The 17,401-nt window shown below is 70.0% G+C and carries 17 protein-coding genes and 1 tRNA gene; 11 read left to right on the plus strand and 7 right to left on the minus strand.

The annotated features are described in order from the left end of the window. Positions 1–24 precede the first annotated feature (24 nt). The 8 genes from AC5WRT_RS00560 (at position 25) to AC5WRT_RS00595 (ending at position 6,579) form a co-directional block, all read left to right on the plus strand. The gene (locus tag AC5WRT_RS00560; protein WP_496091598.1) at positions 25–885 is read left to right on the plus strand and encodes a hypothetical protein; all 861 of its coding nucleotides are present in this window, start codon (positions 25–27) and stop codon (positions 883–885) included. A 15-nt stretch (positions 886–900) separates the two neighbouring features. Continuing rightward, positions 901–976 (plus strand) — tRNA-Gln (locus AC5WRT_RS00565). Between the two features lie 131 nt (positions 977–1,107). Further along, entirely contained in the window at positions 1,108–2,556 is a 1,449-nt protein-coding gene (glmU, locus tag AC5WRT_RS00570) for a bifunctional UDP-N-acetylglucosamine diphosphorylase/glucosamine-1-phosphate N-acetyltransferase GlmU (RefSeq protein ID WP_496091599.1), read from the plus strand. A 154-nt stretch (positions 2,557–2,710) separates the two neighbouring features. After that, positions 2,711–3,691, plus strand: coding sequence for a ribose-phosphate diphosphokinase (locus AC5WRT_RS00575; protein ID WP_496091600.1), 981 nt, complete (start codon positions 2,711–2,713; stop codon positions 3,689–3,691). 198 nt (positions 3,692–3,889) lie between these two features. Beyond that, on the plus strand, positions 3,890–4,486 hold the full coding sequence (locus AC5WRT_RS00580; RefSeq protein WP_496091601.1) for a 50S ribosomal protein L25/general stress protein Ctc: 597 nt from the start codon (positions 3,890–3,892) through the stop codon (positions 4,484–4,486). Between the two features lie 77 nt (positions 4,487–4,563). Then, the gene (gene pth, locus AC5WRT_RS00585; protein WP_496091602.1) at positions 4,564–5,169 is read left to right on the plus strand and encodes an aminoacyl-tRNA hydrolase; all 606 of its coding nucleotides are present in this window, start codon (positions 4,564–4,566) and stop codon (positions 5,167–5,169) included. A gap of 52 nt (positions 5,170–5,221) precedes the next feature. Beyond that, a complete protein-coding gene (locus AC5WRT_RS00590; protein WP_496091603.1) occupies positions 5,222–5,737 on the plus strand; it encodes a hypothetical protein in 516 nt (171 codons plus the stop codon). Positions 5,738–5,862: 125 nt separating this feature from the next. Then, positions 5,863–6,579, plus strand: a complete 717-nt coding sequence (locus tag AC5WRT_RS00595; RefSeq protein ID WP_496091604.1) for an LPXTG cell wall anchor domain-containing protein — start codon at positions 5,863–5,865, stop codon at positions 6,577–6,579. 71 nt (positions 6,580–6,650) lie between these two features. On the opposite strand, the gene ppc is transcribed toward AC5WRT_RS00595, so the two are convergent. Further along, positions 6,651–9,383, minus strand: a complete 2,733-nt coding sequence (ppc, locus tag AC5WRT_RS00600) for a phosphoenolpyruvate carboxylase (RefSeq protein WP_496091605.1) — start codon at positions 9,381–9,383, stop codon at positions 6,651–6,653. Positions 9,384–9,686: 303 nt separating this feature from the next. On the opposite strand from ppc, the gene AC5WRT_RS00605 reads away from it, so the two are divergent. Together AC5WRT_RS00605 and AC5WRT_RS00610 are read left to right on the plus strand one after the other, a co-directional pair. Next, the gene (locus tag AC5WRT_RS00605; protein ID WP_496099825.1) at positions 9,687–10,694 is read left to right on the plus strand and encodes an acyl-CoA desaturase; all 1,008 of its coding nucleotides are present in this window, start codon (positions 9,687–9,689) and stop codon (positions 10,692–10,694) included. Next, complete coding sequence (locus tag AC5WRT_RS00610; protein WP_496091607.1) at positions 10,691–11,368, plus strand: TetR family transcriptional regulator; 678 nt, start codon at positions 10,691–10,693, stop codon at positions 11,366–11,368. Before AC5WRT_RS00605 ends, AC5WRT_RS00610 begins: the two co-directional genes overlap by 4 nt. Positions 11,369–11,379: 11 nt before the next feature. Here AC5WRT_RS00610 and AC5WRT_RS00615 read toward each other — a convergent pair whose 3' ends face one another. Together AC5WRT_RS00615 and AC5WRT_RS00620 are read right to left on the minus strand one after the other, a co-directional pair. Next, positions 11,380–11,742 (minus strand): VOC family protein, encoded by a 363-nt coding sequence (locus AC5WRT_RS00615; protein ID WP_496091608.1) that lies wholly within the window; start codon positions 11,740–11,742, stop codon positions 11,380–11,382. Positions 11,743–11,744: 2 nt separating this feature from the next. Further along, positions 11,745–12,557: a trans-aconitate 2-methyltransferase gene (locus AC5WRT_RS00620; RefSeq protein WP_496099826.1), complete on the minus strand. Its 813-nt coding sequence runs from the start codon at positions 12,555–12,557 to the stop codon at positions 11,745–11,747. Between the two features lie 89 nt (positions 12,558–12,646). On the opposite strand from AC5WRT_RS00620, the gene tamR reads away from it, so the two are divergent. Then, positions 12,647–13,144 carry a MarR family transcriptional regulator TamR gene (gene tamR, locus AC5WRT_RS00625; RefSeq protein WP_330339505.1) on the plus strand — a complete coding sequence of 166 codons (498 nt, stop codon included), beginning with the start codon at positions 12,647–12,649 and terminating at the stop codon, positions 13,142–13,144. Here the strand turns inward: tamR and AC5WRT_RS00630 are convergent. The 4 genes from AC5WRT_RS00630 to galT all read right to left on the minus strand — a co-directional run bounded on the left by AC5WRT_RS00630 (position 13,103) and on the right by galT (position 17,388). Further along, on the minus strand, positions 13,103–13,870 hold the full coding sequence (locus AC5WRT_RS00630) for a LuxR C-terminal-related transcriptional regulator (protein WP_496091610.1): 768 nt from the start codon (positions 13,868–13,870) through the stop codon (positions 13,103–13,105). The genes tamR and AC5WRT_RS00630 overlap by 42 nt on opposite strands. A gap of 343 nt (positions 13,871–14,213) precedes the next feature. Continuing rightward, positions 14,214–15,368, minus strand: coding sequence for a galactokinase (gene galK / locus AC5WRT_RS00635; RefSeq protein WP_496091611.1), 1,155 nt, complete (start codon positions 15,366–15,368; stop codon positions 14,214–14,216). Next, entirely contained in the window at positions 15,368–16,330 is a 963-nt protein-coding gene (galE, locus tag AC5WRT_RS00640; protein WP_496091612.1) for a UDP-glucose 4-epimerase GalE, read from the minus strand. Before galE ends, galK begins: the two co-directional genes overlap by 1 nt. Continuing rightward, positions 16,327–17,388, minus strand: a complete 1,062-nt coding sequence (galT, locus tag AC5WRT_RS00645) for a galactose-1-phosphate uridylyltransferase (protein WP_496091613.1) — start codon at positions 17,386–17,388, stop codon at positions 16,327–16,329. The genes galE and galT overlap by 4 nt, the downstream gene beginning before the upstream one ends. Positions 17,389–17,401 lie beyond the last annotated feature (13 nt).

Consider the following 17,401-nt stretch of genomic DNA (forward strand, 5'->3'; position numbering starts at 1 on the left):
TCATTCCAGCCGGACGGTATGCCCATGGCACATTCATCCAGCAAATACGCCGACTTCGAGAGCCTGCGGGAGCGGGCGGTCGCACTGCGGCGGGCGGGGCTCAGCCTCCGGCAGATCCGGGACGAGCTGAAGATCTTCAACAACGACATCCTCAATCAACTCGTGAAGGGAGAGCCGCCGCCGGAGTGGACAAAGCGCCCGAACGCGAAGGACGACCTGCGGGCGAAGGCCCGGGAGCTACGACTCCAGGGCTGGACCTACGACCGGATCGAGGCGGAGCTGGAGTGCTCGAGGAGTTCGGTTTCACTGTGGGTCCGGGACCTTCCGAAGCCCGGGCCGCGGTACACACCGGAGGAGCAGCGCGCGCTCATGCGAGAGGGGCTGGCAAGGCGCCGAGCCGCAGAGAGGGAGAGGCGCGAGGAGACCAAGGTGGCCGCGCTGCGAGAGATCAGCGGACTCACCGATCGTGAACTCTTCATGGTGGGCATCGCGCTGTCCTGGGCAGAGGGCTCGAAGAGCAAGCCGTACGACCGCCGTGAACGCACGATCTTCGTCAACAGCGACCCCGGCGTGATCAAGACCTACCTTGCTTGGCTGGATCTGCTCGAGGTGGATCGCGAGCGCCTGACCTTCCGGCTCCTCATCCACGAGTCGGCGGACGTCGACAGGGCCCACCGCTTCTGGGCGGCCGTAGCCGACATCGACACATCGGTCTTCGCCAAGCCCACGCTGAAGAAGCACAACCCGAAAACGGTCCGCAAGAACACCGGGGACGGCTACCACGGGTGCCTGGTCATCGGGGTTGCCCGGAGCGCCCACTTGTACAACCGCATCGAAGGCTGGTGGAACGGAATCGTGGCTCAGGCTGAGGCACGTCTCGGGTAAGGTCTGAAGCGCTGTTCCCCCGTGGTGTAACTGGCAGCACACTGGTTTTTGGTACCAGCAGGACAAGGTTCGAATCCTTGCGGGGGAGCCATAGCACCCAAGACCTAGGTTCGGGCCCTGACCGGTGAAACCCCCGTCAGGGCCCGCTCTCATGTCCGCCAGAAGTCCCCCCGGTATCCTGCGGCTGTCATCCCCACTCACCCACAGCCGAAGGGCAACCCCGTGAGCGCCATCCGCCCGGCAGCCGTCGTCGTTCTCGCAGCGGGTGAGGGCACCCGTATGAGGTCGGCCACACCGAAGGTCCTGCACCAGATCTGCGGTCGTTCCCTCGTGGGCCATGTGCTGGCCGCCGCCCGTGACTTGGACCCCCAGCACCTGGTCGTCGTCGTGGGACACGCCCGTGAGCAGGTGACCGCCCACCTCGCCGAGATCGACCCGGCCGTCAGGACCGCCGTGCAGGCGGAGCAGAACGGCACCGGGCACGCCGTGCGCATGGGGCTGGAGGAGCTGGGCGGGTCCGTGGACGGGACCGTGGTGGTGGTGTGCGGGGACACACCCCTGCTGACCGCCGAGACGCTCGAGCAGCTCGCCGGGACCCATGCGGCCGACGGCAACGCCGTGACCGTGCTGACCGCCGAGGTGCCGGACGCCACCGGGTACGGCCGGATCGTCCGGGACGAGGCGACCGGTGCCGTCACCGCGATCGTGGAGCACAAGGACGCGACCGACGCCCAGCGGTCGATCCGGGAGATCAACAGCGGGGTGTTCGCGTTCGACGGTCAGTTGCTGGCGGACGCGTTGAAGAAGGTGCGCACGGACAACAGTCAGGGTGAGGAGTACCTCACCGATGTGCTCGGGATCCTGCGCGAGGCCGGTCACCGTGTCGGTGCGTCGGTGGCGGGTGATCACCGGGAGATCGCGGGGATCAACAACCGGGTGCAGCTGGCCGAGGCGCGCCGGATCCTGAACGAGCGGTTGCTGACCGCTGCCATGCTGGACGGGGTCACTGTGGTGGATCCGGCGTCGACCTGGGTGGATGTGTCCGTCACCTTCGAGCGGGACGCGGTCGTGCATCCGAACACGCTGCTGACGGGGTCGACGCACATCGGTGAGGGTGCCGAGGTGGGTCCGAACAGCCGGCTGAGGGACACGCAGGTGGGTGCGGGGGCCCGGGTGGACAACACCGTGTCGGACGGGGCGGTCGTGGGGCCCGAGGCGTCCGTGGGGCCGTACGCGTATCTGCGTCCCGGGACTCGTCTGGGTCTCAAGGGCAAGATCGGGACGTATGTCGAGACGAAGAACGCCAGCATCGGTGAGGGCACGAAGGTGCCGCACTTGTCCTACGTGGGCGATGCGACGATCGGTGAGTACACGAACATCGGGGCGGCGAGTGTGTTCGTGAACTATGACGGAGAGCACAAGCACCACACGACGGTGGGCTCGCACTGCAAGACGGGTTCGGACAACATGTTTGTGGCTCCTGTCACGGTCGGGGACGGTGCCTACACCGCCGCCGGGTCTGTGATCACGAAGGATGTGCCGCCCGGTTCGCTGGCCGTGGCCCGCGGTCAGCAGCGGAATATCGAGGGTTGGGTGGCTCGGAAGCGTCCGGGGAGCGCGGCCGCGAGGGCGGCCGAGGCGGCGTCCCGGAGGGGCGAGAACGAGGACTGACCGGAAACGGGTGCGCCGAAGTCGGCGTACCGTGATAAGTGCACATCCGCACGCGTGCACCCGCACCCTTACCAGCTGATTCGGCCTCCGTTGCGCAGAGGCGAGGCTGCGTGAGCAGTCGGCTGGCTGAGACAACCTCTGAGGAGACTGTGCTGTGACCGGGATCAAGACGACCGGCGTGAAGAAGTTGATGTTCTTCTCCGGCCGCGCCCACCCCGAGCTTGCCGAGGAGGTCGCCCAGCAGCTGGGTGTCGGGGTCGTCCCGACGAAGGCCTTCGACTTCGCGAACGGTGAGATCTATGTCCGTTACCAGGAGTCGGCTCGTGGTGCGGATTGTTTTCTGATCCAGAGCCACACGGCTCCGATCAACAAGTGGATCATGGAGCAGTTGATCATGATCGACGCACTGAAGCGTGCTTCGGCTCGTTCGATCACGGTGATCGTGCCGTTCTACGGTTACGCGCGGCAGGACAAGAAGCACCGGGGTCGTGAACCGATTTCGGCGCGTCTGATCGCGGATCTGATGAAGACGGCGGGTGCGGACCGGATCCTGACGGTGGATCTGCACACGGATCAGATCCAGGGCTTCTTCGACGGTCCGGTGGACCACCTGTTCGCGCTGCCGCTGCTGGCGGACTATGTGGGGCAGAAGGTGGACCGGGACAAGCTGACGGTGGTGTCGCCGGACGCGGGTCGTGTGCGGGTGGCGGACCGGTGGTGTGACCGGCTGGGTGCGCCGCTGGCGATCGTGCACAAGCGGCGCGACAAGGACGTGGCGAACCAGGTGACGGTCCACGAGGTCGTGGGTGAGGTCAAGGGCCGGGTGTGTGTCCTGGTCGACGACATGATCGACACCGGTGGCACGATCTGCGCGGCGGCGGACGCGCTGTTCGCGCATGGCGCGGAGGATGTGATCGTCACGGCCACGCACGGTGTGCTGTCGGGTCCTGCCGCGGACCGGTTGAAGAACTCGCGGGTGAGTGAGTTCGTGTTCACGAACACGTTGCCGACGCCGGCGGAGCTGGGCAGGGATCTGGACAAGATCACGGTGCTGTCGATCGCTCCGACGATCGCGAGTGCGGTGCGTGAGGTGTTCGAGGACGGCTCGGTGACGAGCCTGTTCGACGAGCAGTGAGGTTTCCGCAGGGGCCGCGCTGACCGCGGCTGAAGATCGTTTTGGGTACGGCCTCCCCGTCCGAGTAGACTGCTGCAGTTGCTCGGCGAGGGAGGCCGTACTCGTGTACGGCGGTCCGTTATCGACGCGCTCTTCGTAGCAGGCCGTTCGTGGCCGGGTGACCACGTCCGTTCCGAGTTCCTACGAGGAGTGATCATCATGTCCGAGGTCAAGCTCACCGCCGAGACCCGTACCGAGTTCGGCAAGGGTGCCGCCCGTCGCATCCGCCGTGACAGCAAGGTTCCGGGTGTCCTGTACGGCCACGGTTCCGAGCCGCTGCACCTGACCTTCCCGGGTCACGACCTGCTGCTGGCGCTGCGTACGCCGAACGTCCTGATCTCCCTGGACATCGACGGCAAGACCACCGAGCTGGCGATCCCGAAGTCCGTGCAGCGTGACCCGCTGAAGGGCTTCCTGGAGCACGTCGACCTGCTGCTGGTCAAGCGCGGCGAGAAGGTCACGGTGGAGGTCCCGGTGCACACCGAGGGCGAGCTGGCCCCGGGTGGCAACCTGCTGGAGCACGTCCTGGCCGCGCTGCCGGTCGAGGCCGAGGCGACCCACATCCCCGAGGCCGTGACGGTCTCCGTCGAGGGTCTGAAGGCCGGTGCCTCGATCCACGCCAAGGACATCACCCTGCCGAGCGGTGTGACCCTGGCCGTCGAGGAGGACGCGGTCGTTCTGCAGGTGCTGCAGGCCCAGGCCGAGGAGACCGAGGGCGAGGCCGCCGAGGAGGGCGAGGAGGCGGCCGAGGCCTGATCCTCGACCGTCGTCGTCATCGGTTCAGCCGCCGCTGCCCCTCGCGGGCGACGGCGGCTGGCGCGTATCAAGGAGACATGGACGTGACCACCCCCGCCAGCACTGATCCCTGGCTGATCGTCGGGCTCGGCAATCCCGGGCCGGAGTACGCCATGAACCGGCACAACGTCGGTTTCATGGTGGTGGACCTGCTCGCGGAGCGGATCGGGGGGAAGTTCAGGCGGGCGGGCAAGGCGCAGGCGCAGGTGCTGGAGGGGCGGATCGGTCCGGCGGGGCCGGCCGGCCGCCGGGTGGTCCTGGCGAAGCCCATGTCGTACATGAATCTGTCCGGCGGTCCGGTGAACGCGCTGCGGGATTTCTACAAGGTGCCGGTGGCGAACATCGTCGCGGTGCATGACGAACTGGACATCGACTACGGGACGCTGCGGCTGAAGCTGGGCGGCGGGGACAACGGGCACAACGGTCTGAAGTCGCTGACGAAGGCGATGGGTCCGGACTATCACCGGGTGCGGTTCGGGATCGGGCGGCCTCCGGGTCGTATGCAGGTGGCGGACTTCGTGCTGAAGGACTTCTCGTCGGCGGAGCGCAAGGAGCTGGACTACTTGGTGGACCGTGCGGCGGACTCGGTGGAGTGTCTGGTGACGGAGGGTCTCGAGCGGGCGCAGAGCGCGTACAACTCCTGACATGTGCTGGTACGGCGGGCAGGCGAGTTGACCGGGCGTGGCGGTATGGCCAATGATCCCGGCCATGCCTGCCTCAGCCACCACTGCTCGCCGGGCCTCCGTGACCGCGTTGCGGTTCGGGCGGGTCGCGACGATGGGCGCGGTCGCCGCGTTGATTCTGTTCGCCGGGGTGTGGGGTTCCTGGGGGACCGCGCAGCACGTGATGCTGACGAAGGGCCGGGAGCGGGGCACGGTGCGGGTGACCTCGTGTGCGGGTGACACATGCACAGGTGCGTTCACGCCGGTGTCGGCGGGTGCGCGGGCACGCGCGCGGGTGGAGCTGGCGAAGTCGGTGGCGGTGCGCAAGGGGCAGACGTACGACGTGGTGCTGAAGCCGGGTACGGCGGTCGCCGTGCGTTCGGGTCCTGCGGGGATCCTGTATGCGTGGGTGCCGTTGGGCGGTGCGTTGCTGCTGGCGTCGGTGGTGGTGGCCGGCGGGATGCGGCTGACGCGGGTGGCGTGGGTGCTTGCGGGGTGCGGGGCGGCGTTGCTGACGGGGGCTTTTCTTGCGGTGTCCGCCGGTTCGTGACGCCACGCGCGGGTGGGCGGCGCAGGTGTTGTGTCTTTGTGATTGACGCTGGGTCAACGGTCGCTGGAAGCTGGGCCGCCCCCTCCACATCCTTCCCGTAGGCCTCTCGAAGATGGACCAGCCCCATGCGTACCCTCATTCGTGCCGGCGTGCTGACCGCCGGTCTGTCGGCGGCGCTGTTCCTCGCGCCCGCCGCGCACGCCGCTCCGCCGGGTGACAACGGCGATGTGAAGATCCACAAGTCCACGACGGACGAGCACGACGAGCGCAACGAGCCGCATGTGTGCTCGTTCTATCTCGACGCGTTCCACTTCGACGGCGGCCAGCAGGTCGACTGGCGGATCGAGGTGTGGGCGCCGACCGGTGGGACGAAGGGCACGACGGTGAAGTCGGGAGCCCTGTCCCTGGACTCCGACGGGCACGGCCGTACGCAGGACATGACGCTGCCGGACGGGCACTACAAACTGTTCTGGAACTTCGACGGCGAGAAGGGCGCGGCCAAGCACAAGGTGTTCTGGACGAACTGCCAGGACTCCGGCAGCGGTGGCGGCGTCCCGTCGTCGGGTCCGTCGACGGGTACGACGTCGAGCGCGTCCCCCGCACCGTCCTCGTCCTCCTCCGCCTCTGCGTCTGCGTCCGCGTCGCCGTCCTCGCCTGCGTCCGGCGGGTCGTCCTCGGCCGCTCCCGCTCCGTCCTCCTCGCCGTCCGCGCAGGGCGGTGGCGGTCTCGCCGAGACCGGTAACGGTGTTCCGTTGGGCGCGCTGTCGGGGGCCGCGGCCGTGCTGGTCGGCGCGGGCGGCTATCTGGTGGTGCGGCGCCGCAAGGCGCGTGGCCGACCCTGACCGGAGCCGGAGAAACGGGGGTGCCCCCGGGGCCGTACGGCCTCGGGGGCACCTTTTTCGTGGGGTGGCTGTCAGCCGGTGTTGCGCAGGCCTGCCGCGACGCCGTTGACGGTGAGGAGCAGGGCGCGGGAGAGCAGCGGGTCGGGGCTGCTGCCGGCGGCTGCGGCGTCGCGCTGGCGCTTGAGCAGGGTGACCTGGAGGTAGGAGATGGGGTCGAGGTAGGCGTCGCGGATGGCGAAGGTCTGCTTGAGGACGGGCTGGGCGTCGAGCAGTTCCTTCTCGCCGGTGACGCGGAGGACTTCGCGGACGGTCAGTTCGTGTTCGGTCCTGATGGTGTCGAAGACGTGCTTGAGGTCGTCGGGGACGAGGGTGTCGACGTAGTGCTGGGCGATGCGCAGATCGGTCTTCGCGAGGGTCATCTCGACGTTGGAGATGAAGTTGCGGAAGAAGTGCCACTGCTGGTGCATCTCGTCGAGGACGGTGTCGAGGCCGGCCTCGCGCAGGGCCTTGAGTCCTGATCCGACGCCGAACCAGCCGGGGACGATCTGCCGGGACTGGGTCCAGCCGAACACCCAGGGGATGGCACGCAGGCCGTCGAGGCCGGCGCCGGAGTCGGGGCGCCTCGACGGACGCGACCCCAGGTGCAGTTCCGCCAGCTGGTCCACCGGGGTGGCGGCGAAGAAGTACGCCGGCAGGTCGGGGTCCTCCACCAGGCGGCGGTAGGCGCCGTGCGCGGCGTCCGACGCCACGTCCATGGCGGCGTCCCAGCGGGCGAGGGCCTCGTCGGACTGGCGGGGCGCGGTGTGCAGGGCGGAGGCCTGGAGGGTGGCGGCGACGGTGAGCTCCAGGTTCTCCCGGGCGAGGGAGGGGATGAGGTACTTGTCGGAGATGACCTCGCCCTGTTCGGTGACCTTGATCTCGCCTTCGAGGGTGCCCCAGGGCTGGGCGAGGATGGCGTCGTGGGAGGGGCCGCCGCCGCGGCCGACGGTGCCGCCGCGGCCGTGGAACAGCCTGAGCCGTACTCCGTAGCGGTGCGCCACGTCGCGCAGCCGCCGCTGGGCGCGGTGGATCTCCCACTGGCTCGTGGTGATGCCGCCGAACTTGGAGGAGTCGGAGTAGCCGAGCATGACCTCCTGGACGTCGCCGCGCAGCGCGACCAGGCGCCGGTAGGACGGGTCGGAGAGCATGTCCTCGAGGATGGTGTCGGCGGCGCGCAGTTCGTCGGTGGTCTCCAGCAGCGGCACGATGCCGATCTTCGCCCAGCCGGCGTGCAGGTCGATGAGGCCGGCCTCGCGGGCGAGGACGGCGGCGGCGAAGACGTCGTCGGCGCCCTGGCACATGGAGATGATGTAGGACTCGACGACCTCTGGGCCGAAGACCGCCAGTGCGCGCTTGACGGTCTCGAAGACGCCGAGGGTCTTGGCGCCCGCGGCGTCCACCGGGGCCGGGGTGGGGGCCAGCGGCCTTCTGGAGCGCAGTTCCTTGGCGAGGAGCTTCGCGCGGTACTCGCGTGGCATGTCGGCGTAGCGCCAGGACTCCTCGCCGAGGCGGTCGAAGAGCTGGCCGAGGGCGTGGTGGTGGGCGTCGGCGTGTTCGCGGACGTCCATGGTGGCGAGCTGGAGGCCGAAGGCGGCGAGGGTGCGGATGGTGCGGGCGAGGCGTCCGTCGGCGAGAAGGCCGCCGCGGTGCTCGCGCAGGGAGGTCTGGATGATCCGCAGGTCGGCGAGGAGTTGGCTGGTGCCGAGGTAGTCGCGGCCCGCCTCGTGCGGGGTGCCCTTGGCCAGGCGCTGCTTGGTGTTCTCCAGCTTCTGCCGGATGCAGGTGGCCTTGAGCCGGTAGGGCTCCTCGGCGTTCAGGCGCTTGTAGCGGGGGCTGATCTCGGGCAGCCGCTCCAGGTCCGCCTTCAGGGACTCCAGGAGCTCTTCGGTGGCGCCGGTGTAGCGGATGGAGTTGGAGAGCAGGCCGCGCAGTTCGTCGATCATCTCCAGGGCGTCGTTGATGCCGTGTTCGTGCTGGAGGATGAGGACGTCCCAGGTGACCTGGGGGGTGACGTTGGGGTTTCCGTCGCGGTCGCCGCCGATCCAGGTGCCGAAGGTGAGGGGGCGGGTGTCGTCGGGCAGCTTGACGCCGACGCGTTCCAGTTCGGCGGTGAGGTCCTCCAGGACGTCGCCGACGGCGCCCGCGTGGAGTTCGTCCAGGTAGTAGATGGCGTTGCGGGCCTCGTCGGCGGGTTCGGGGCGTACGACGCGCAGCTCGTCGGTCTGCCAGACGAGGTCGATGTTCTCGGCGAGGCGGACGTCGTGGCGGCGGCGGTCGGAGCCCTGGACGGGGGTCTCCAGGAGCGCGGCGATGCGCCGGAGCTTGTTCAGGACCGACCGGCGCGCGGCCTCGGTGGGGTGCGCGGTGAACACCGGCCGGACGTTCAGGTTCTGGACGGCCTGCCTGAGGTGCTCGGGGTCGGCGTCCTTCAGCCGGTCCGCCGTGCGGGCGAGGAGGCCGCCCTCGGCGGCGCGCCGGGCGCGCAGTTCGCGGCCGCGGTGCACCTGCTCGGTGACGTTGGCGAGGTGGAAGTAGGTGGAGAAGGCGCGGACCAGCTTGGCCGCGGTCTCCAGTTCGGTGCCGCGCAGCAGCTCGGCGGCGGCCTCGCCGTCCTCGCGGGTGAGGCGGCGGACCTTCTCGACGAGGTCGAGGAGCTCGGGTCCTTCTTGCCGTACGAGGGTCTCGCCGAGGAGATCACCCAGCCGGCGGATGTCGGCGCGCAGCTCGCTGCTGGTCGTGGTGGTCTGGTCGTCGGCACTGCTCACAGGTGCGGCTCCTTGCAGTGTTGAAGCTCGGCTGGAGGGGAACCCGGCCGGCTGCCGCGGCGGCGGGTGCCGCATACGGGCCGGAGCGTCCGGGAAGGAAACTTCAGCGGACCGCGCTGTCCGACCGAGTTCAAGGATAGGTGTCGATGAGGACGCGCAGGCTCCGGGGCTCTTGCCGCCGCACGACACGCTGCCATACTTACGACGCCGTAGGTTACGGAACCGTAGGGAAGGGCCGTCCGCTCCCGTGCGGTTCCCTCGGCCCGGCACCTGCCTCGACCCTCGACCCCACAGGGGACGCGCATGACCTCAAGTTCCGATGTGATCGAAGAAGCCCGTAAGGCCACCGACACCTCCTCTCCCTCCGCCACGCTGGGTGGCGAGCAGAAGCGTTCGATCGAGCAGATCACGCTGCTTTTGTTCATCACCGTGCCGTTCCTGGCGCTCGTGGCGGCTGTGCCGCTGGCCTGGGGCTGGGGGGTGAGCTGGCTCGATCTGGGCCTGCTGGTGTTCTTCTACTTCCTGGGGTGCCACGGCATCACGATCGGTTTCCACCGGTACTTCACCCACGGTTCGTTCAAGGCGAAGCGGCCGCTGCGGATCGCGCTGGCGATCATGGGGTCGCTGGCCGTCGAGGGGCCCCTCGTGCGCTGGGTGGCCGATCACCGCAGGCACCACAAGTTCTCCGACGCGGAGGGCGACCCGCATTCGCCGTGGCGGTTCGGCGAGACGGTTCCGGCGCTGATCAAGGGCCTGTGGTGGGCTCACATCGGCTGGATGTTCGACGAGGAGCAGACCCCGCAGGACAAGTACGCGCCGGATCTGATCAAGGACCCGGCGATCCGGGCGATCTCCCGCCAGTTCGTCCTGTGGACGGCGACGTCCCTGCTCCTGCCACCGCTGATCGGCGGTCTGGTGACGATGTCCTGGTGGGGTGCGTTCACCGCGTTCTTCTGGGGTTCACTCGTGCGGGTGGCGTTGCTGCACCATGTGACGTGGTCGATCAACTCGATCTGTCACGCGGTCGGCAGGCGGCCGTTCAAGTCGCGGGACCGTTCGGGCAACGTGTGGTGGCTGGCGGTGCTGTCGTGCGGTGAGTCCTGGCACAACCTGCACCACGCCGACCCGACCTCGGCGCGGCACGGGGTGATGCGCGGCCAGATCGACTCCTCGGCGCGGTTCATCCGCATCTTCGAGTTGCTCGGGTGGGCGTACGACGTGCGCTGGCCGTCACGCTCGCGTATCGATTCTCGCCGCAGCCCCGGTGATGACGGCTCCCGGCGCCAGAGGGAGACCGCGAAGGCGGCATGATTGACGCCGTGGCGACCGACTCCAGCAGCACCTCCAGCAACGAAAAGCCGCGGCGGACCCGCCGGACCCGTATGACCGGTGCCGAGCGCCGCCAGCAGCTGCTGGAGATCGGCCGCACCCTCTTCGCGGCGAAGGGTTTCGAGGGCACCTCGGTGGAGGAGATCGCCGCCAGGGCCGGGGTGTCCAAGCCGGTGGTGTACGAGCACTTCGGCGGCAAGGAGGGCCTGTACGCGGTGGTGGTGGACCGCGAGATGCGCCGCCTGCTGGACATGGTGACGAGTTCCCTGACGGCCGGACACCCCCGGGAGCTGTGCGAACAGGCGGCGTTCGCGCTGCTGGACTACATCGAGGAGTACACGGACGGCTTCCGCATCCTGGTCCGCGACTCCCCCATTCCCCAGTCCACGGGCTCCTTCGCCTCTTTGATCTCCGACATCGCGACGCAGGTGGAGGACATCCTGGGCCGCGAGTTCAAGTCCCGCGGCTTCGACCCGAAGCTGGCCCCGCTGTACGCGCAGGCGCTGGTCGGCATGGTCGCGCTGACCGGCCAGTGGTGGCTGGACGTACGCCGCCCGAAGAAGGCGGAGGTCGCCGCGCACCTGGTGAACCTGGCGTGGCACGGCCTGGACGGTCTGGAGCAGAAGCCGCGGCTGATCGGGCACCGGAAGAGCTGACCCGAGCGGGACTATCCCGTCGGCTCGAGGAACTCCAGCCGGTTGCCCACCGGGTCCTGCGAGTAGAAGCGCAGATGGCCGGGGAGGTTGTCGTCCCAGGTCACCTTCGCGCCCCTGGCGGCCAGCCGGGCGGCGTACGCCTCGATGCCCGTCACCCTGAGCCCCGGATGGGCCTTCTTCGCGGGCCGGAAGTCGGCCTCGACGCCCAGGTGCAACTGCACGGCACCTGCCTGGAACCAGCAGCCGCCGCGTGCCGCCAGTGCCGGTGGCTTCGGGATCTCCGTCATGCCCAGCACGTCGGCGTAGTAGGCCCGCAGCGCGTCCTCCGACCCGGGCGGGGCCGCCAGCTGCACATGGTCGATCGCGGTGAGCACGCTCAGGCCTCCTTCACGGCGACGGCGAACAGGCGGCGGAAGGGCAGCACGGTGCCGTACGGCGCACTGGGGTAGGCCTGCCGGAGCAGGTCCCGGTACTCGGTCAGGAACCGCTCCCGTCCCTCGGGGTCGTCGGCGAGCGCGGTCAGCGCGGGCCTGAGCCCGGTGCCCTTCACCCAGTCCAGGACGGGATCCTCGCCCTGCAGGACGTGGAAGTAGGTCGTCTGCCACACGTCGGTGGCGCAGCCCAGGCGGGCGAGGTGGTCCAGATAGGCGCCGGGGGTGTGCACGGAGTCGGTGCGGCGCAGCACGTCGCCGAGGCGGGACTTCCAGCGGGGGGTGGCGGCGAGGTCGCGCATGAGGGAGTGCAGCGGGGCGTCGATGTTGTCCGGTACCTGGAAGGCGAGGGTGCCGCCGGGCTTCAGGCCGGTGATCCAGTCGGCGAAGCGGTCGGCGTGCCCCGGCACCCATTGCAGGGTCGCGTTGGAGACGATCAGGTCGTACGGCTCCTCGGGCGCCCAGGTGCGGACGTCGGCGTGGGCGAAGTCGAGCCGTCCGCCGCCCGTCGCGGGGCCCTCGTGCTCGGTGTGGGCCCTGTCGAGCATGGCGGGCGAGTTGTCGTAGCCGGTGACGTGGGCGGCGGGCCAGCGTTCGGTGAGGTGGGCGGTGACGTTGCCCGGGCCGCAGCCGAGGTCGGCGATGCGGGGCGCCGGTGTGGGCAGGGCGGGCAGACGGGCGAGGAGGTCGGCGAAGGGACGGGCCCGGTGACCGGCGTGCCGCAGGTACTGCCCGGGGTCCCAGATGGGTGTCGTCATGGGCACCACTGTCACCACGCATTTATCTCGATGTCAAGACGCTCGACATCAAGAGACTTCATGTCGACACAACCACTACACTGATCTCCATGGAGGACGAGGTCGATCGGCTGGTCGCAGCGTGGCGCCGGGAACGTCCGGACCTCGACGTGGAGCCGCTGGAAGTGCTCAGCCGGGTGAGCCGGCTCGCCCGGCATCTGGACCGTGCCCGGCGGCTCGCCTTCGCCGAGCATCAACTGGAGCCGTGGGAGTTCGATGTGCTGACCGCGCTCCGGCGCGCCGGTACGCCGTACCAGCTCTCCCCCGGCCAGTTGCTGACGCAGACCCTGGTGACCTCGGGCACGATGACCAACCGGATCGACCGGCTGGCCAAGAAGGGCCTGGTGGAGCGACTGCCGGACCCGAGCGACCGGCGGGGCGTGCTGGTCCGGCTGACCGACACCGGCCGGGACCGCGCGGACCAGGCGCTGGCCGGCCTGCTGGAGCAGGAGCGGGCGATCCTCGGCGAGCTGTCCAGCGCCCAGCGCGCGGAACTGGCCGGGCTGCTACGCCAGTTGACCGCCCCGTTCGACAACATCCCCGGTTAGGTCGGCCGGTCCGACCCCCGCGCGGCGGGCGAGGGCGACGGCGGCCAGCGTGGAGTGGACGCCCAGCTTGCCGAGGACGTTCTGCATATGGGTGCGCACGGTGTGTGGGGAGAGGAAGAGCCGCTCGGCGACGGCCTTGCGGCCGAGTCCCGCGACCATGCAGCGCAGCACCTCACGCTCGCGCGGGGTGAGGGACTCCACCAGCCGCTCGCTCTCGGTGCGGTGCCGGCGGGCGGCCGTCAGCTCCCTGAGGACGCCGGTGAGCAGCGCGGGAGGCAGATGGGTCTCGTCGCGCAGCACACCCCGGATCACCGTCAGCAGCCGGGACAGCGAGCAGTCCTTGGCGACCCAGCCCGAGGCGCCGGCCTGCAGCGCGAGCGCCGCCCGCCGGGAGTCGTCCTTCTCGGCGAGCACGACGATCCGCACGCCCGGCTGGGCGGCGCGCACGCCCGCCACCAGTGAGATCCCGTCGACGAAGCCCTCCGCGTCGCCGTCCTGCACGGGCACGGCCGACCGGCCGCCGGGCACGCTGCCGCCGAGGTCGGCGTCGACCAGCAGCACGTCGAAGCGGCGGCCCTCCCCGGCCGCCCGCTCCAGGCAGCGCAGCGCGGCGGGGCCACTGCCGGCGGCGGACACCTCGACGTCCGGCTCTGCGGCCAGGGCGGCGGCGAGCGACTCGGCGAAGATGCGGTGGTCGTCGACGACCAGGACTCGGATACGAACCACGAAACCCCTCCCGGACCGGGCCTGGTCCTGTGGAGAACGAGACGCCGCACGGGCATGTCGCCCACGGAACGGACATGGCACCCACGGAAAAGGGCATGCGCCGCACGGCCGCTGCCGTCACGGAAACAGATACCCCACCGCGGGCGCCGTACCCGCCTGTCTCGCCCCCTGATCAGCACCGGCCCCCACCGGCGCTGCTCCTCAGAGTACGGATGCCGGCACGCAGCGGAAGCGGATTTGCAGAACTGGCCGTCCCGCGCGCGTGTCGTGAGCCACGGGTTTCGTTGTGAGACGAAAGTCGACAAAGCCGGACGCGATCTGCTCGGGGCGGACCGCGTCGGCGTCAGATCAGCCGGACCGCCCCCGCCGACGGCACCGCCTCGAACACGCGCGGGGCCGTGCGGCCCGCGGAGGCGAAGGCCTCCTCGGTCGCCTTGGTGAGGGTGTCGACGTCCGTCGCCTCAGCCAGCACGATCGCCGAGCCGCCGAAGCCGCCGCCGGTCATGCGTGCGCCGAGGGCGCCGTTCGCCAGGGCGGTGTCGACGACCAGGTCCAGCTCCGGGCAGGAGATGCGGAAGTCGTCGCGCAGGGAGGCGTGTCCCTCCGTGAGGACGGGGCCGATGGCGCGGGTGTCGCCGGCGCGGAGCAGGCCGACGACCCGCTCGACCCGCTGGTCCTCCGTCACCACGTGCCGGACCAGGCGGCGCACCTCCTCCTCGTCGCCGAGCCGCTCGAGCGCCGCGTCGAGTCCGTCGTAGGAGATGTCCCGCAGGGCGTCCACGCCGAGCAGGGCCGCGCCCTTCTCGCAGCCGGCCCGGCGCTTGCCGTACTCGCCGCCGCTGTGCGCGTGCTTGACCTGGGTGTCGACGACCAGCAGGCGCAGGCCCTCGGCCGCGAGGTCGAAGGGGATCTGCTGCTGGGACAGGTCGCGGGTGTCGAGGAAGAGGGCGTGGCCGGCCTCGCAGCAGGCGGACGCCGTCTGGTCCATGATGCCGGTCGGGGCGCCGACGTAGACGTTCTCCGCGCGCTGGCACAGGCGCGCCAGTTTCCAGCCCGGAAGTCCCAGGTCGTACAGGTCGTTCAGGGCGAGGGCGATCACCACCTCCAGGGCCGCCGAGGACGACAGCCCGGCGCCGGTCGGGACCGTCGAGGACAGGTGGACGTCCGCGCCGGTCAGGGCGTGGCCCGCCCCGCGCAGCGCCCAGACGACGCCCGCCGGGTACGCGGTCCAGTCGTCGTCGCTCTGCGGCGCCAGGGCGTCCAGCCGCAGTTCCCGCACGCCGCCCTCGATGTCCGCCGAGTGCAGGCGCAGGACGCCGTCGGTGCGGCGGGAGACCGCGGCGACCGCCCGGTGCGGCAGGGCGAACGGCATCACGAAGCCGTCGTTGTAGTCGGTGTGCTCACCGATCAGGTTGACCCGGCCCGGTGCCGCCCAGACGCCGTCCGGCGCGGCCCCGTACAGCTCGGTGAAGCGCTGCGCGACCTGCTGTGCCCCCACTACTGCCCCCTTGCGATGTGCTGTGCGAACTGCCACGCGTCCGCGACGATGCCCGCGAGATCCGCGCGGGACGGGTTCCAGCCCAGTTTCTCGCGGGCGGCCTCCGCGGAGGCGACGAGGACCGCCGGGTCGCCGCCCCGGCGCGGGGCGACCACCTCGGGGATCGGGTGTCCGGTGACCTGCCGGACGGTCTCGATGACCTGGCGGACCGAGAAGCCCTCGCCGTTGCCGAGGTTGCAGATCAGGTGCTCGCCCGGGCGGGCCGCCCCGAGGGCCAGCAGGTGCGCCTCGGCCAGGTCGGCGACATGGATGTAGTCGCGCACGCAGGTGCCGTCCGGGGTCGGGTAGTCGTCGCCGTAGACGGAGATCGCCTCGCGGCGCCCCTGGGCGACCTGGAGGACCAGCGGGATGAGGTGCGACTCGGGGTCGTGACGCTCGCCGTACGCGCCGTACGCGCCGGCCACGTTGAAGTACCGCAGGGAGACCGCGGCCAGGCCGTGGGCGTTCGCCTCGCTGGTGATCATGTGGTCGACGGCCAGCTTGGTGGCGCCGTAGGGGTTGGTCGGCCTCGTCGAGGCGCTCTCCGTGATCGGGACCTGCTCCGGCTCGCCGTACGTGGCCGCCGTGGAGGAGAACACCAGCCTGCGCACGCCCGCCTCGCGCATCGCGCCGAGCAGCGCGAGGGAGCCGGCCACGTTGTTGTCCCAGTACTTCTCCGGCTTCACCACCGACTCACCGACCTGCGAGGACGCGGCGAAGTGCAGCACGCCTTCGTAGGAGGGGTCGAGCCACTTGGCGGCGTCGCGGACGTCGCCCTCGACGAACGCGGCACCGGCCGGGACGCCCTCGCGGAAGCCGGTGGAGAGGTCGTCGAGGACGGTGACCTCGTGACCGGCCTCCAGCAGGTGCTGGGCCACGACACTGCCGACGTAACCGGCGCCACCGGTCACCAGGTACTTCATGAACTCGCTACCTCTCGCAGTCGCTCGGCCGCGCGCTCCGGCGGCACGTCGTTGATGAACACGTTCATGCCGGACTCGGAACCCGCGAGAAACTTCAGCTTGCCGGAAGTGCGGCGGACGGTGAAAAGCTCGAGGTGGAGCGCGAAGTCGTCGCGCGTGACCCCGTCGGACTCCTCCAGCGCGCCGAACGGGGCCTGATGCCAGGCCGCGATGTACGGCGTCGGCGGCTCACCCTCACCGAAGATCCGGTCGAAGCGCCTCAAGAGTTCCAGATACACCTGGGGGAACTCTGTGCGCGCCGCCTCGTCCAGGGCGAGCAGGTCGGGCACGCGGCGCCGGGGATACAGGTGGACCTCGTACGGCCAGTGCGCGGCGTAGGGCACGAACGCGACCCAGTGTTCACCCTCGAGGACGACCCGCTCACCGGCGCGTTCCCGCTCCAGGACGGCGTCGAAGAGGTTCTCGCCGCCGGTCGCCTGCTTGTGCGCGGCGAGTGAGCGGAGCATCAACGCGGTGCGGGGGGTGGTGAACGGGTAGGCGTAGATCTGTCCGTGCGGGTGACCCAGTGTCACACCGATCTCGGCTCCGCGGTTCTCGAAACAGAAGACCTGCTCGACGGAGGGCAGATGCGACAGCTCCGACGTCCGGTCCGTCCAGGCGTCCAGCACCAGGCGCGCCTGCTCGACGCTCAGGTCGGCGAAGGAGGCGTCGTGGTCGGAGGTGAAGCAGACGACCTCGCAGCGGCCGGAGTCCCCGGCGAGGGAGGGGAACCGGTTCTCGAAGACGACGACGTCGTACGACGAGTCCGGGATCTCGCTGAGCCGGTCGCCCTGCGTCGGACACAGGGGGCACTCGTCGGCCGGCGGGTGATAGGTGCGTCCCTGGCGATGGGAGGCGACGGCGACCGCGTCGCCGAGCAGCACGTCACGGCGGATCTCGGACGTCGTGTGGGTCCGCTCCAGCGGGCGGCGGTCCGCGGCGTCCCGCACGATGTCGTCCCGCAGGTCGTAGTAGATCAGCTCACGACCGTCGGCCAGCCGTGTCGAGGTCTTCTTCAACGCCGGACTCCTC

It is taken from the genome of Streptomyces sp. NTD91 (genome assembly GCF_059510455.1).